This is a genomic window from Micrococcus sp. CH7 (assembly GCF_001595485.1).
Classification (GTDB): Bacteria; Actinomycetota; Actinomycetes; order Actinomycetales; family Micrococcaceae; genus Micrococcus; species Micrococcus luteus.
Window position 1 is genome coordinate 186,948 of record NZ_LOSQ01000027.1, and the last position, 13,255, is coordinate 200,202.

At 69.1% G+C, this 13,255-nt stretch carries 15 protein-coding genes and 1 other RNA gene; 3 read left to right on the forward strand and 13 right to left on the reverse strand.

Going from position 1 to position 13,255, the window contains the following annotated elements; translation table 11 throughout:
* The first annotated feature begins 3 nt into the window (after positions 1–3).
* Genes hisN through AUV08_RS07895 form a run of 3 tightly spaced genes read left to right on the forward strand, consistent with a single transcriptional unit; the run spans position 4 to position 1,849 of the window.
* The gene (gene hisN / locus AUV08_RS07885; protein WP_036334996.1) at positions 4–843 is read left to right on the forward strand and encodes a histidinol-phosphatase; all 840 of its coding nucleotides are present in this window, start codon (positions 4–6) and stop codon (positions 841–843) included.
* A complete protein-coding gene (locus AUV08_RS07890) occupies positions 843–1,406 on the forward strand; it encodes a CrcB family protein (protein ID WP_228062782.1) in 564 nt (187 codons plus the stop codon). Before hisN ends, AUV08_RS07890 begins: the two co-directional genes overlap by 1 nt.
* The gene (locus AUV08_RS07895) at positions 1,403–1,849 is read left to right on the forward strand and encodes a CrcB family protein (protein WP_036381759.1); all 447 of its coding nucleotides are present in this window, start codon (positions 1,403–1,405) and stop codon (positions 1,847–1,849) included. Before AUV08_RS07890 ends, AUV08_RS07895 begins: the two co-directional genes overlap by 4 nt.
* Positions 1,850–1,929: 80 nt before the next feature.
* Here the strand turns inward: AUV08_RS07895 and ssrA are convergent.
* The 13 genes from ssrA to AUV08_RS07955 all read right to left on the reverse strand — a co-directional run.
* Positions 1,930–2,301, reverse strand: a transfer-messenger RNA (tmRNA) gene (gene ssrA, locus AUV08_RS07900).
* A gap of 135 nt (positions 2,302–2,436) precedes the next feature.
* Positions 2,437–2,952 carry an SsrA-binding protein SmpB gene (gene smpB, locus AUV08_RS07905; protein ID WP_044659238.1) on the reverse strand — a complete coding sequence of 172 codons (516 nt, stop codon included), beginning with the start codon at positions 2,950–2,952 and terminating at the stop codon, positions 2,437–2,439.
* Positions 2,953–3,081: 129 nt separating this feature from the next.
* Positions 3,082–3,747 (reverse strand): CoA transferase subunit B, encoded by a 666-nt coding sequence (locus tag AUV08_RS07910; RefSeq protein ID WP_036381762.1) that lies wholly within the window; start codon positions 3,745–3,747, stop codon positions 3,082–3,084.
* Positions 3,744–4,553: a CoA transferase subunit A gene (locus AUV08_RS07915; protein WP_061867907.1), complete on the reverse strand. Its 810-nt coding sequence runs from the start codon at positions 4,551–4,553 to the stop codon at positions 3,744–3,746. The genes AUV08_RS07910 and AUV08_RS07915 overlap by 4 nt, the downstream gene beginning before the upstream one ends.
* 31 nt (positions 4,554–4,584) lie before the next feature.
* Complete coding sequence (locus AUV08_RS07920; protein ID WP_061867908.1) at positions 4,585–5,793, reverse strand: acetyl-CoA C-acetyltransferase; 1,209 nt, start codon at positions 5,791–5,793, stop codon at positions 4,585–4,587.
* A 189-nt stretch (positions 5,794–5,982) separates the two neighbouring features.
* A complete protein-coding gene (locus AUV08_RS07925) occupies positions 5,983–7,050 on the reverse strand; it encodes a 2,3-butanediol dehydrogenase (protein ID WP_061867929.1) in 1,068 nt (355 codons plus the stop codon).
* A 217-nt stretch (positions 7,051–7,267) separates the two neighbouring features.
* Positions 7,268–8,389 (reverse strand): peptide chain release factor 2, encoded by a 1,122-nt coding sequence (gene prfB, locus AUV08_RS07930; protein WP_061867909.1) that lies wholly within the window; start codon positions 8,387–8,389, stop codon positions 7,268–7,270.
* A gap of 12 nt (positions 8,390–8,401) precedes the next feature.
* Positions 8,402–9,136 carry an alpha/beta fold hydrolase gene (locus AUV08_RS07935; protein ID WP_061867910.1) on the reverse strand — a complete coding sequence of 245 codons (735 nt, stop codon included), beginning with the start codon at positions 9,134–9,136 and terminating at the stop codon, positions 8,402–8,404.
* On the reverse strand, positions 9,133–9,591 hold the full coding sequence (locus tag AUV08_RS07940) for a pilus assembly protein TadG-related protein (protein WP_061867911.1): 459 nt from the start codon (positions 9,589–9,591) through the stop codon (positions 9,133–9,135). The genes AUV08_RS07935 and AUV08_RS07940 overlap by 4 nt, the downstream gene beginning before the upstream one ends.
* Complete coding sequence (locus AUV08_RS07945) at positions 9,591–10,019, reverse strand: hypothetical protein (RefSeq protein WP_061867912.1); 429 nt, start codon at positions 10,017–10,019, stop codon at positions 9,591–9,593. Before AUV08_RS07945 ends, AUV08_RS07940 begins: the two co-directional genes overlap by 1 nt.
* Before the next feature lie 6 nt (positions 10,020–10,025).
* The gene (locus AUV08_RS07950; RefSeq protein ID WP_231862136.1) at positions 10,026–10,166 is read right to left on the reverse strand and encodes a hypothetical protein; all 141 of its coding nucleotides are present in this window, start codon (positions 10,164–10,166) and stop codon (positions 10,026–10,028) included.
* 422 nt (positions 10,167–10,588) lie between these two features.
* Positions 10,589–12,658: a hypothetical protein gene (locus AUV08_RS11965; RefSeq protein WP_157554203.1), complete on the reverse strand. Its 2,070-nt coding sequence runs from the start codon at positions 12,656–12,658 to the stop codon at positions 10,589–10,591.
* Between the two features lie 179 nt (positions 12,659–12,837).
* On the reverse strand, positions 12,838–13,255 hold a 418-nt coding region (locus tag AUV08_RS07955), incomplete at its 5' end, for an integrase core domain-containing protein (protein WP_157571219.1).

Consider the following 13,255-nt stretch of genomic DNA (forward strand, 5'->3'; position numbering starts at 1 on the left):
GGCATGGAGCGACCTGAGAACCCTGCGACCCGCGGCCGCGACCTCACGGAGGACCTGCGGCTGGCCCACATGCTGGCGGACAACGTGGACTCGATCACGATGTCCCGGTTCAAGGCCCAGGACCTCGAGGTCAGCACCAAGCCGGATCTCACCCCTGTCACGGATGCGGACCGCGCCGCGGAGGAGTCCATCCGCTCCACCCTGTCCCGTGCCCGGGCGCGCGACGGCATCGTGGGTGAGGAGTTCGGCGGATCTCTGAGCCGCTCCGGCCGGCAGTGGGTGGTCGACCCCATCGACGGCACCAAGAACTTCGTGCGCGGCGTGCCCGTGTGGGCCACCCTCATCGCGCTGCTGATCGACGGCGAGCCCGTCGTCGGCGTCGTCTCCGCCCCCGCCCTGCACCGTCGCTGGTGGGCCGCGGCCGGCCAGGGCGCCTTCGCGGGCACCTCGCTCACGCGTGCTCAGCGGATCACCGTGTCCGGCGTGGACCGGGTCGAGGACGCGTCGCTGTCCTTCTCCTCGATCGAGGGCTGGCGCGAACGCGGCTCGATCCGCGCGTTCCTGCAGCTCACCTCGGACGTGTGGCGCGTGCGCGGCTTCGGCGACTTCTGGTCCTACATGCTCGTCGCCGAGGGCGCCGTGGACATCGCGGCCGAGCCCGAGCTCGAGCTGCATGACATGGCCGCTCTGGTGCCGATCGTGCGCGAGGCCGGCGGCCGCTTCACCTCGCTGGACGGCGAGGACGGCCCGTTCGGCGGGCACGCGCTGGCCACGAACGGCCTGCTCCACGACGACGTCCTCGCCCGCCTGCGCACGGGTGACGAAACCGAGGACGGCGCCTGATGGCCGCGCGGGGGGAGCCGGCGGCCGACCGGAGGGGCGGGCGCGGGACAGATCGCCGGCCCCGCACTGCGGGTGCGGTGGCCCTCGGCGGTGCCGCGGGCGTGCTGTGCGGTGTGGGGGTGATGAACGCGGTGACCGCGCTGGCCGGGGCGCCGAACTTCCGCGGCGCGTTCGGCGGCGCGTTCGGGGTGGTCGACGTCCTCGTCCAGGCCCTGCCGCTGTTCGTGGTGAACGTGCTCGGCTCGTTCCTGCTCGGCCTGCTGTGGGCGGCCTCGCGACGCCGCGGGCCGGACTGGCGTCCACGCCTGGTGGCGGGGCTGGGAACCGGCTTCCTCGGTGCGTTCACCACCATCTCCAGCGCCGTCGCCCTGGCGCTGTGGCCGGTGCGGCTGGGCGCCGCGGCGTCCGGGGCGGGTGTCGTCCTCGCCGCGGCGGCCTCGGTGCTGCTGGTGCTCGCGCTGATGGCTGCACTCTCGACGGCGGCGGCCGTGCTCGGCCTGCACGCCGGGGGCGCCCCGGGGTCGCGCGTGGTCGGGACGGATCGTTCGGAGGAGGACGCATGAGCGGCGCGGGATACGAGGTCTTCGCTCTCTTCCAGGGGGCCCTCCTGGCCTGCCTCGCGGCGGGCGGGGCGCTCGGCGCCCTGGCGCGCGGGCGCCTGACCGACCGGCTCGGCCCCCGGGGTCTGCTCACCGCCAACACGACGGCGGCCCTGCTCCTCGGCGTCACCGTCGGCCTGGCCGTGCCGGAGCTGGTGTACGCGTCCGGGGGCTGGGGCGACGGGCAGGCGCTCATGCTCGTCGCGGCGGTGTCCGCCGTGGTGTCCGGGTTCTGCCTCGCCCTGGGGACGTGGTCCACCGTGGCCGCTGAGGCCGCCGACGCCGTGCTCGCCCGTCGATGGGGCGCGGCCGCCCGCCTGTGGGCCGCGCATCTGGGGCTGGGGCTGGTGGCCGTCGTCGTCGGCTGGGGCGCCGGCCTGGGGCTGCACACCGTCCTGGCCGGCTGAGGGACGGGCCGCCGCACACCGGGCGCGGACACGACGAAGGCCCCGGAATCGTGACGATTCCGGGGCCTTCCCGTGGTGGTGAGTGGAGCCGGCGGGAATTGAACCCGCGTCCGATGAGGTGTTGCCAGGTCTTCTCCGGGCGCAGTCTGCTGTGGGTGTTGCTCGGTCCTGGCCGTCCCGCAGACGGGCGGCCAACCCGGACCCAGCCGGATTGATGTCGGCGTCACGACCCCCGGCGAGGGTGACGCCCAGTGGCTATCTAGCTGACGCCACGATCCGAGGCGACAGCGACCTCGGGGTGACGGACTCGATCACTGATCAGGCAGCGAGAGCGAAGTCAGTGCGCTTGGATTCGGCACTTATTGGTTTGCAGAGAGCGTTTGACGAGATGACTCTGCATCCTCGGCCCGCTTCTCCCGACGCGACACACACCGTCGAAACCGATCGGCCCCATGGGGGCGACTCCTCTATGAGGTTGTCAATCACCACTGCAGGCGGAGGGCGCGAGGCCCGCCGGTCCTGAAACCGGCCCTGCGAGAGATACAACGTAGCACGCCCCCGAGGCATTCCCAAGGGGTCCACCGCGCTCAGGCCACGCCGGCGCGCCGGTTGCGCATCCGCATGGCCCGCTGGGCCTCGCGGTTGTCCTGCTGCTCGCGCAGCTTGTGCCGCTTGTCGTATTCGCGGTTGCCGCGCGCGACGCCGATCTCCACCTTCACGCGCCCGTTCAGGAAGTACAGGGACAGCGGCACGATGGTCAGGCCCGGATCCTGGATCTGGCGGGAGATCTTCGTCAGCTCGGCGCGGTGCAGCAGCAGCTTGCGGCGGCGGCGGGCGGCGTGGTTGGTCCACGAGCCGTTGAGGTACTCCGGGATGTAGACCTGCTCGAGCCACAGCTCGTCCCGGTAGAAGACCGCGAAGCCGTCCACGAGCGAGGCCTTGCCCTCGCGCAGCGACTTCACCTCGGTGCCGGTGAGCACCATGCCGGCCTCGTACGTGTCGAGGATGGTGTAGTCGTGGCGCGCCTTCTTGTTGTTGGCGATCACCTGGCGTTCGCCGGGGGCCGGCTGCTTGGCGGCCTTGCCCTTGCTGTTCTTGCCCATGGCCTCACGTCCTTCCAGCGTCCACGGCGACGGCCGCGCCCCGATCAGGGCGCGGCCGTCCAGTCTATCCCGTGCCGGCCCGATGCCCGCCGAGGCGGTGCGCCGGGGCCGCGGGGCGGCGTCGTCGGCTCAGTCCAGCGGCGCGCCGGTGAGCGCGCGGACCTGCTCCTCGGTGATGCCGGGCGCGGTCTCCACGAGCGCCAGGCGGGGCTGTTCCGGGGTGCCGACGACGTCGATCACGGCCAGGTCCGTGATGATGCGGTCGACGACGGCGCGGCCGGTCAGCGGCAGGGTGCACTGGTCGACGATCTTGGGGGTGCCGTCCTTGGACACGTGGTCCATCATGACGATCACGCGGCCGGCGCCGTGGACGAGGTCCATCGCACCGCCCATGCCCTTGACCATCTTGCCGGGCACCATCCAGTTGGCCAGGTCGCCCGCGGCGGAGACCTCCATGCCGCCCAGGACGGCGACGTCGATCTTGCCGCCGCGGATCATGCCGAAGCTCAGCGCGGAGTCGAAGAAGGACGCCCCCGGGTTCACGGTGACGGTCTCCTTGCCCGCGTTGATCAGGTCCGGGTCCACGGCGTCCTCCGTGGGGTACGGGCCCGTGCCGAGGATGCCGTTCTCGGACTGCAGCACCACGGACCGCCCGGCGGGGATGTGGTTGGGGATCAGCGTGGGCATGCCGATGCCGAGGTTGACGTAGGCGCCGTCCGGCAGCTCCTGCGCGGCGCGGGCCGCCATCTGGTCGCGGCTCAGGCCCCGGGGGCGCCCGGTGGTCTGCTCGCTCATGCCCGCCCCTCCCCCGACGCGCGCACGGTGCGCTTCTCGATCCGCTTCTCGATGTCCGTGCCGACCTCCACGATCCGGTGCACGAAGACACCGGGCAGGTGCACGTCATCCGGGTCGATCTCGCCGGGCTCGACGAGCTCCTCCACCTGCGCGATGCACACGCGGCCGGCCATGGCCGCGGGCGGGCCGAACTGGCGGGTGGCCTTGCGGAACACGAGGTTGCCGTGGCGGTCGCCCTTCCACGCGTGCACGAGGGAGAAGTCGGTGACGATGGAGCGTTCGAGCACATAGGTCTCGGGCTCGTCCGGGGCCTGGCTGAGGTAGCCCTCGCCGAGCACGAACGTGTCCGTGGGCTTGGCCTGCGAGGACTTCACCACGGTGCCGTCCGCGTCGTAGCGCATGGGCAGGCCGCCTTCGGCCACCTGGGTGCCGACGCCGGAGCGGGTGTAGAACGCCGGGATGCCGGCGCCGCCGGCGCGGAGCTTCTCCGCGAGGGTGCCCTGCGGGACGAGCTCCACCTCGAGCTCGCCCTCGAGGTACTGGCGGGCGAATTCCTTGTTCTCCCCCACGTAGGAGGAGGTCATCTTCCGCAGCCGGCGCGCGCCGAGCAGGAGGCCCAGGCCCCAGCCGTCCACGCCGCAGTTGTTGGAGACGACGGACAGGTCCGTGGCGCCCTGCTCGAGCAGGGCCTCGATGAGCTGCACGGGGTTGCCGGAGAGCCCGAAGCCGCCGACGGCCAGGGACGCGCCGTCCGGCACGTCCGCCACCGCCTCGGCGGGCGTGGCCACGGTCTTGTCGAGAGCCATGTCCGGGGTCCTTTCTGTCAGGGGCGGTCCGTCAGCGGAAGAGGATCAGGGCCTCGCCCTGGCCGCCGCCGCCGCAGAGCGAGACGGCCGCGCGGCCGCCGTCGCGCCGGTCGAGCTCGAGGGCGGCGTGCAGGGCCAGCCGGGCGCCGGAGGCGCCGATCGGGTGGCCCAGGGCGATGGCACCGCCGTGGATGTTGGTCTTCTCGTGCGGGTAGTCGAGGTCGCGCAGGGACTGCACGGCCACCGCGCCGAACGCCTCGTTGATCTCGATGAAGTCGAGGTCGGCCACGTCCCAGCCCTGCTTCCGCACGGCGGCGTTGATCGCGTCCGAGGGCTGGGAGTGCAGCTGCGAGCTGTCCGGGCCGGCGGTCTGGCCGGGTGCGCCCACCGTGGCGAGGATCGTCAGGCCCTTCGCCTCGGCGAAGGCCCGCGAGGTCACCACGAGGGCGGCGGCGCCGTCGGACAGGGGCGAGGAGTTGCCGGCCGTGATGGTGCCGTCCTTCGCGAACGCCGGGCGCAGGGCGCCCAGCGACTCGGCGGTCGTGTCCGGGCGGACCCCTTCGTCCTGGGAGACGACCAGCGGGTCGCCCTTGCGCTGCGGGATCTCCACCGGGGCGATCTCGCCCTCGAAGACGCCCTCGGACTGGGCCCGGGCGGCCCGCTGGTGCGAGGCCGCGGCGACCTCGTCCTGCTCGGCGCGGGCGATGTTCCGCTCGCCGTTGCCGGACTCGGTCAGCTCGCCCATGGCCTCGTGGCTCAGGGAATCGGTGAGGCCGTCCCACGCGACGGCGTCGAGCATGGTGGCCGGGCCGTACTTGAAGCCCTTGCGCGCGCCGGGCAGCAGGTGCGGGGCGTTGGTCATGGACTCCTGACCGCCGGCCACCACCACGTCCGCCTCGCCGAGGCGGATGAGACGGGCGGCGTCGATCACAGCGGTGAGACCGGACAGGCACACCTTGTTGATCGTCATGGCCGGGACGTTCCACGGGATGCCGGCGGCGAGCGCGGACTGGCGGGCCGGGTTCTGGCCCGCGCCGGCCTGCACGACCTGGCCCATGTAGACCATGTCCACGTCCTCGGGGGCCACGCCGGCGCGCTCGAGCGCGTGCGTGATCGCGTGGGCACCCAGGTCCACGGCGTGCAGGTCGGCCTGCTGCGAGAGCAGCCGGGTGAAGGGCGTGCGGGCACCGCCCACGATCACGGCGTCGGTGGGCTGAGGCTGGGGCAGCTCGGCGGTCATGCGGTCCTCCTGGGACGTTCAACTCGGTTCATCACGATTCACTCAAATGCAGTCTATGACCCCGGTCACAGGCGCGCCAGGCGACGACGCATCCATGACGGCGCGCCGCGGTGCAGGGACCCGACGGCCCGCACCCGCCGGCTGCGGGCGCGGGCCGTCGTCGGGACGTCCGGGGGTCGGGCCGGAGCCTCAGAGACCCTGGCCGGTCGGCGAGACGAGGATCTTCACGGCCGTCTCGTTGTGGTGGATGAGGGTCTCGAAGCCCCGGTCGACCAGGTCGTCGAGGCCGATCTTGCCGGTGATGAACGGCGCGAGGTCCACGGCACCGTCCTCGACCATGCGGATGGTGTCCGCGTGGTCGTTCGCGTACGCGATCGTGCCGCGCAGGTCGATCTCCTTGAGCACCAGCTTGTGCAGGGCCACGGCGGGCTCGTGGCCCCAGATGGACTCGTTGACGATCACGCCGCCGGGGCGTACCGCGTCCAGCAACATGTCCAGCACCACGTCCACCGAGGTGCACTCGAAGCCCACGTCCGCGCCCTGGCCGTCGTGCAGTTCGCGGATCTTGGCGGGCACGTCCACCTCGCGCGGGTCGAAGGCCTCGTCCACCACGCCGGCCTCGAGCACCTTCCGGCGGCGCAGCTCGGAGAGCTCGGAGACGTACACCGTCAGGCCCTTGCCCTTGAGCACGGCCGCGGTGAGCGCGCCGATGGGGCCGGCGCCGCCGATCACGGCCACGCCCGACGTCGGAGAGCCGGCCCGCACCCACGCGTGGTGGGCCACGGAGAGCGGCTCGATGAGCGCGGCCTGGTCGAGGGGCACGGAGTCGGCCACCGGGTGGACCCAGCGGCGCTGCACCGCGATCTGCTCGGCCAGTCCGCCGCCGTCGCCGCCCAGGCCGATGAAGTTCATGTCCGGCGCGAGGTTGTAGTCCGGTCGGTCCCGGTCCTCCTCGCGCACGATGTACGGCTCCACGACGACCTTCTGGCCGACCTCGAGGTCCGTGACGCCCTCGCCCAGGGCGGCGACGGTGCCGGACATCTCGTGGCCGAACGTGACGGGGGCGGCGTCGCCGGAGATCGGGTGCGGGTGCCCGGCCGGCGGGATGAAGATCGGGCCCTCGAGGTACTCGTGCAGGTCCGTGCCGCAGATGCCGCACCACGCGACGTCCACGAGGACCTGCCCCGGACCGGCCGTGGGCGAGTCGATCTCCTCGATGCGGATGTCCTTCTTGCCGTGCCAACGGGCGGCGCGCATGGTCATGCTGTTTGACCTCCTGGGTGGGAATGGAGTCTGGTGCCGGACCGGCGCGCGGGGGCGCCTGCCCGGTGCTTCGAGCATCCCACCGGGCCGGTCTCCCGGGCCAGGCCCGAGGCCCCTGCGGGGGCTTGAACGACGACGCCGGCCCGCGCCTCGCTGCGGAGGTGCGGGCCGGCGTCGTGGTGGCCCGGGTGGCGGGGCCGCGCCGCGGGACTCAGTCCTCCTGGGCGGCCTTGACCTGCTCGGCGCGCCAGCGGATACCGGCGTCCACGAAATCGTCGATGTGGCCGTCGAACACGGAGGAGGGGTTGCCCTCCTCGTGGCCCGTGCGCAGGTCCTTGACCATCTGGTACGGGTTCAGCACGTAGGAGCGCATCTGGTCGCCCCAGGACGCCTTGACGTCGCCGGCCATCTCCTTCTTCTTCGCGTCCTCCTCGGCCTTGCGCAGCAGCAGCAGGCGGGACTGGAGCACGCGCAGGGCGGCGGCACGGTTCTGGATCTGCGACTTCTCGTTCTGCATGGACACGACGATGCCGGTGGGCAGGTGCGTCATGCGGACGGCGGAGTCCGTGGTGTTCACGGACTGGCCGCCGGGGCCCGAGGAGCGGAACACGTCCACCTTGATCTCGGACTCGGGGATCTCGATGGAGTCGTCCGACTCGATCAGCGGCACCACCTCGACCGCCGCGAAGGACGTCTGGCGGCGGCCCTGGTTGTCGAAGGGGCTGATGCGCACGAGGCGGTGCGTGCCGGCCTCCACGGAGAGGGTGCCGAACGCGAAGGGCGCGTTGACCTCGAAGGTGACGGACTTCAGGCCGGCCTCCTCCGCGTAGGAGGTGTCCATGACCTTGGTGGACCAGCCGCGCTGCTCAGCCCAGCGCAGGTACATGCGCATGAGGGTCTCGGCGAAGTCGGCCGCGTCCACGCCGCCGGCGCCCGCGCGGATGGTCACGACGGCGTCGCGCTGGTCGTACTCGCCGCTGAGCAGCGTGACGACCTCGAGCTCCTCCAGGGCCTTGCGGATGGAGGTCAGCTCCTGGTTGGCGTCGTCCAGGAGGGAGGGCTCGTCCTCCTCCGCGGCGAGCTCGACCATGGTCTCCAGATCCTCGATGCGGCCCTCCAGGGAGGTGATGCGCTTGAGGTCCGTCTGACGGTGGGAGAGCTTGGAGGTGACCTTCTGGGCCTCCTCCGGGTCGTCCCAGAGGTCCGGTGCGGAGGCCTGCTGCTCCAGTTCGGCGATGTCCGCCTTGATGCGGTCGAGGTCCGAGACCTGCTCGATGGAGGCCAGGGTGTGGCGCAGGGAGTCGATCTCCGCGGAGAAGTCAGTGTCAGCCATGATTCGGCCAGCCTACCGCGTGGGGTGGACGCCGGTCGTGTGCCAGCGGCGGATCGCCGCCGCGACGGCCTCGGGCTCCGTGACGTGCGGCCAGTGGCCCGGGCCGACGTCGACGACGGTGGCGTGCTGAGTGACCGCGTCCAGGTCCCGTTGGTGGACGTCCCGGGTGCTGCGCACGTACAGCGTCGGGACGGTGATGCCGGCCCAGAGGGCACGGGTGTCCGCGGCGAGGACGGCGGCCCAGAGCTCGCGCATCGGATGGCCCGGCGTGGCGTCCAGGTCGGCCAGGATCCGCTCGTGCCACGGCTCCGGGACGAGGAGGTCCCGCGCGAGCGAGGCGCGGAGCACGCTCCGCCAGTCCGGGCGGGCGGCGAGGCGGGCCTTCGCCGCCCGGGCGGCCAGGGCGGGGTCCGTCACCGGGACGTTCGAGTCGATGACCACGAGGGCGCGGGGTCGCACCAGCCCGTCGGCGACGGCGCGCAGCGCGATGACCCCGCCCGTGCTGTGGCCGATCAGCAGCCCCGGCACGGGGCCGGCCTGCGCCGCCCAGGTGTGGGCGGCGTCGAGGACGGGATCCGCCTCGATCGCCGGCCGTGCGGCCCGGGGGCGGTCCTGGCCGCCGGCGTCCGTGCCCGGGTGGCCGGGCAGGGCGGGCGAGGCGGCGAGGTCGGCCGCGGCGCCGAGGGCGTCGGCAAGGGGCTGGAAGTGGGCGGGTCGGCCACCGATGCCGTGGAGGAAGCGGATCACCGGGCCAGGCTAGTGCGACTGCTGCCCGTCGCCTCGAGGGGGACCGACAGGGGCAGTGTCCCCGCGAACGGGCCGGTCATGGCGAACAGATCGGCCCGGGCGTCGAGGGTGACGACGACGGTGGTGCCGTCCTCGGCCACGCGGGCGCTCATCCCACCGAGCCCGGGCACGGCCTCACGGGCGCCGACGGCCGCGAGGTGCGCGCTGGCGGAGGCGGCCACGTCGCCGTCGGAGAGCACGACGCCCGGGTCCTCCCCCAGCCGGAAGCCGAGCTCCTCTGCCCCGGCGACGGCGGCCGAGTCCGCGAGCGACTGCAGGCGACGGTGCTGCAGCTGCACGGTGGTGACCGCGAGCATGACCAGCATGAGGGCCACGAGCACGGCGCACAGGCCGACGGTGAGGACGGTGGTCTGCCCGTCGTCGTGACCCAGTCGAGCGGTGAGGGGGCGGCGCATCAGAACCTCGGCACCGTCTGGCGGGCGTCGGAGCCCACCGTCACGGGGGTCAGCGACCACGCTGCCGGCGTGAGAGGGACGGGCACCGCCACGTCCACCCGCACGGCGACGACCTCGCCCGGTTCGAGCGTGCCACAGCCGCCCTGGTCGCGGCCGACGGTCGGGTCGTACTGGCCGGCGCCCACGCCGTAGTCGGCGAGCGTGAGCTCGACGGTGGCGTGGGCGGCGCCTGCGCTGGGGTGATCGGCCTCGGCGACCACGGCCTTGACGGCCTGGTCCGCGGCGGCGACCGAGGCGAACGCCGCGGCCTGGACCTGGGATACATAGAGCATCAGGTAGACCACAGGGATCAGCACCACGAGGGTGAGACCCAGGAATTCGACCGTGGCCGCCCCCCGCTCGTCGCGGACGTCATTGACGAAACGCATGACCGCTCACCTCCACGGGGCTCCGGCCCGCGAGCGCCCCGTACCGGGCACCGGCGGAGGGGCGTCGATCATCACGTTGCGTGCATGGATCACAACGCCGGACTGGAGGAGCGCGGCGAAGAACAGGACGACCAGAATCATCTCCATGGTGGACTCCATTGCGGCGCCCCGGTCATCCCGCCAGCGCAGGCGCGTCGCTGGGCCGGGCGACGCCGGGCTGGAGTCGCCGACTCCCCGGGCCACGGCTACTCCGCCTGGGACACCTCACAGACGGCCCCAACCAAAAGTGTCTGCAACCCAGACAGAACCAGCGCCGCTAGACCGGCCATGAGGACCGCAGACACGAGCGTGATCAAAACCCAAGCCGGAACTTCTCCTTGCTCGCCGCGTGGATCGGCACCGGCACGCATCGTCGACCTGACCAATGCACTGACGGTTTGGCAATCAAACACTGAACCCTCCTTTACCTGCTGGCCGCCCGCGCGGCCGGGGAAATTAGTACTGCGATCGTGATGTGTTCTCGTGTCGAACGATACGAGAAACCCGCCCAGGCCCGTGGTTTGATCGCATCACGGGCCATCCGGATCGGACCCGCTCCAAATTCCCTCACGGCGCTGAACATCACCAACGATCCGAGCTGCTGTCGACTCCAACTCCGAGAGTTTAAAATCCGACGCCCCAACGAGCACCCACTTGCCGTCTTGAAAACAGATCTGGACATGCCTTACGCCCGCAGAGATGGGCACTGTCCGAGTCAGACATGTCCCGCCTCGCGGGACCACCTCAATCACACCCCAAGGCGCCCTGAGCAAGAATGATTCAGAGCCAGCGAGCCTGCCCTCGAGCGCGTCCAAGTCAAGAGTTCTAATGAAACTTAGAACCACAATCCAGCCATCATATCGCGATATTTCCTTAACTAGCCTATCGACTCGCCAATATCGGCTGGGCCTTATCGTTGTCAAAATTTTTTGGGAAGCCGCAAGCTCAAGCTTTCTGGCACCGCTAAGGTCGACACCCGGGTCGACAATCTCCGCATAGGAGAATATATTAGACATGATTGTCCACTTTTCTACGTACGATTCCTGGCTCATCACAAAGTCGCCCATAACAGTGAACACCCGACGGTCATTTCCGAGTTTGCCGACCCATAGATCTAGGAAGGCATTCTCATCTACGAAACGGAAGCCAGAACCCTGGGCTATCCACCTATCTAGCCAATATACAGGCCGCCATACCTCAGGAACCATTCCCACAACTATGCGCATATGATCGATCGTTGTGTTGACAACTCGGGGCAAACCGTCCGCAGGTTCAACTCCCACAGCAAATTGCGTAATGGGCTCAAGACCCACTGATAGTGGGACGATTTGAGCATCCCGAGGCAATTTTTTCACGAGAGTGTCTCGTCCGCGCTGCAGCAACTGGACTTGGTTCGGCAAAGACGATTGCAGTCGCGCATGTTGCTCAAGGGCATCGACCTCTATGTGGTGAGCTCTTGCTGTTGCACGCTTTGCAAACGGAGCTTTCGCCTGCGCACTCACAAAAACGACGTCGCAATGAACGAATACGTCGATCTCGCCATCCACATGTCGGGCATGTGATTGGCGTGGAGTCAGGCTATCCCTCCACTCAAGGTTTGAATGCACCTTTCCCTTGCGAAATCGGCCCTTGAAGGTCTCGCTCAGGATCTGACGCAGCTCCGACTCTTGCCAACGACTAGTGACTTTCTCCTTGACGGATCGGCAGGCAAATAGGAGCAACTGGTCTAATACGCCGCCTTGCGAAAGAACAAGAAGACGCCTACCTGCGAGAATAAAATCGGAGCGCTCATAATGTTCTCGAGATTCTCCGGGATCGCTTATTTGCCTGAAAGTTTGAACCAAGTCATCATCGAGAACCCTCCAAGGTGCTTGCCGTGCAATGGACTCGACCAAATCCCAATAGCGGTCTGGGACCGCCAAGAGGCAGCACTCATCCAGCTCATCAACCATACCGTGTAGTTCTAAATGTATTGACAGTTCCGATCTCGATGGAGAGAGTGCGTAGAGCATTCGCTCTAGAACTGCCAACAAGGCGTTGTCAGAATTGCCAACCGAACGGATGTCGTCAATCTTGTTCCGAATCAAGTAGTACGGGTACCGGTATCGCACCCCCAGTCCAATCCTCTGCTGGGGCATCTTCACTATTTCATTCGTCCGGATCTTCTCAACCAGATCTTTTTGGTGCCTCTCTTCCAGGAGAGCCGCGGCGGCCAGCGCCTGGAGTGCAGTTACAGCCGCGCCCCGATGAATCTCCGCCTCCGCGAGATTCGGCGCTATTCGACGAATCAGCCGTTGCAGAGACAACATCCGCAAGGGGACAAAGTGGGAGTGATTTGGGCACGCCCCCGTGAGCCCGGCTACACCGATCATCTCCTGCGCCCATACCAACTCGGCAGCCGCTATTACGAGACCGGCCTTTTCATCCTCCGGAAGCCGGGATTTCGCCAAATTTAGCCACCGCTCAACGATCGAATAATCATCTACGACAAGCCCGATCTGTCCTGAGGCCGCACGTATCCCTTCGTCTATGAACGACCGCAGCCCCTCATCATCAGTGTCGACAATCTCATTTCTCACCCGTTGGTTCAGGCTATGCATGGATCTTCCCCCTAAGAGCTTCAGCGGGACGGCGTGGCCCCGACGTAAATACGAAGAGAATAACCGCCGTTCTACAAATCGTCCCCTTCCACCGCGCGCTCGCCCTCATCGATGGGGGACACACGTGCCGTGCCCGACTCCCCGCCAGCAACCACGCCTATCCTCGTATACGGTCCCTACTAGGTGTAGGAGGGCATGACGTTGTTGACTCGGGCCGGTGCCAACGAGGCCGGAGGGGCGTCCCCGCAGGAGGTATGAGGCCGATGGTAGTTGTAGTGGTTCACCCACACGGCCAGCGCCTCACGCCGAGCTGTCTCTGAGGTATACGGGCGGGCGTAGAGGACCTCATCGACCATCAGCCGGTTGTACCGTTCGACCTTCCCGTTATGGCGCGGGGTGTAGGGGCGGATCCGGTGGTGCCGGCCCCCGAGCGAGACCACCTTGGCGGTGAAGTCCGCAGCCCGGTAGTTGTTTCCGTTGTCCGTGATCACCCGGTCCACGGTGATGCCGTGGGCGGCGAAGAACGCCCTCGCCCGGCAGTAGAAGCTCACGGTCGTGGCCGCCCGCTCGTCCTCCAACGCCTCGGTGTACGCCAGG

Excerpts from the sequence above, each read along its gene's own strand:
- AUV08_RS07950 (WP_231862136.1), bottom strand. The coding sequence starts at position 10,166 with ATGGAGATGATTCTGGTCGTCCTGTTCTTCGCCGCGCTCCTCCAGTCC.
- AUV08_RS07910 (WP_036381762.1), bottom strand. The coding sequence starts at position 3,747 with ATGAGCGAGCAGACCACCGGGCGCCCCCGGGGCCTGAGCCGCGACCAG.
- AUV08_RS07940 (WP_061867911.1), bottom strand. The coding sequence starts at position 9,591 with ATGCGCCGCCCCCTCACCGCTCGACTGGGTCACGACGACGGGCAGACC.
- AUV08_RS07945 (WP_061867912.1), bottom strand. The coding sequence starts at position 10,019 with ATGCGTTTCGTCAATGACGTCCGCGACGAGCGGGGGGCGGCCACGGTC.
- AUV08_RS07890 (WP_228062782.1), top strand. The coding sequence starts at position 843 with ATGGCCGCGCGGGGGGAGCCGGCGGCCGACCGGAGGGGCGGGCGCGGG.
- smpB (WP_044659238.1), bottom strand. The coding sequence starts at position 2,952 with ATGGGCAAGAACAGCAAGGGCAAGGCCGCCAAGCAGCCGGCCCCCGGC.
- hisN (WP_036334996.1), top strand. The coding sequence starts at position 4 with ATGGAGCGACCTGAGAACCCTGCGACCCGCGGCCGCGACCTCACGGAG.
- AUV08_RS07915 (WP_061867907.1), bottom strand. The coding sequence starts at position 4,553 with ATGGCTCTCGACAAGACCGTGGCCACGCCCGCCGAGGCGGTGGCGGAC.
- AUV08_RS11965 (WP_157554203.1), bottom strand. The coding sequence starts at position 12,658 with ATGCATAGCCTGAACCAACGGGTGAGAAATGAGATTGTCGACACTGAT.
- prfB (WP_061867909.1), bottom strand. The coding sequence starts at position 8,389 with ATGGCTGACACTGACTTCTCCGCGGAGATCGACTCCCTGCGCCACACC.
- AUV08_RS07920 (WP_061867908.1), bottom strand. The coding sequence starts at position 5,793 with ATGACCGCCGAGCTGCCCCAGCCTCAGCCCACCGACGCCGTGATCGTG.
- AUV08_RS07925 (WP_061867929.1), bottom strand. The coding sequence starts at position 7,050 with ATGCGCGCCGCCCGTTGGCACGGCAAGAAGGACATCCGCATCGAGGAG.
- AUV08_RS07895 (WP_036381759.1), top strand. The coding sequence starts at position 1,403 with ATGAGCGGCGCGGGATACGAGGTCTTCGCTCTCTTCCAGGGGGCCCTC.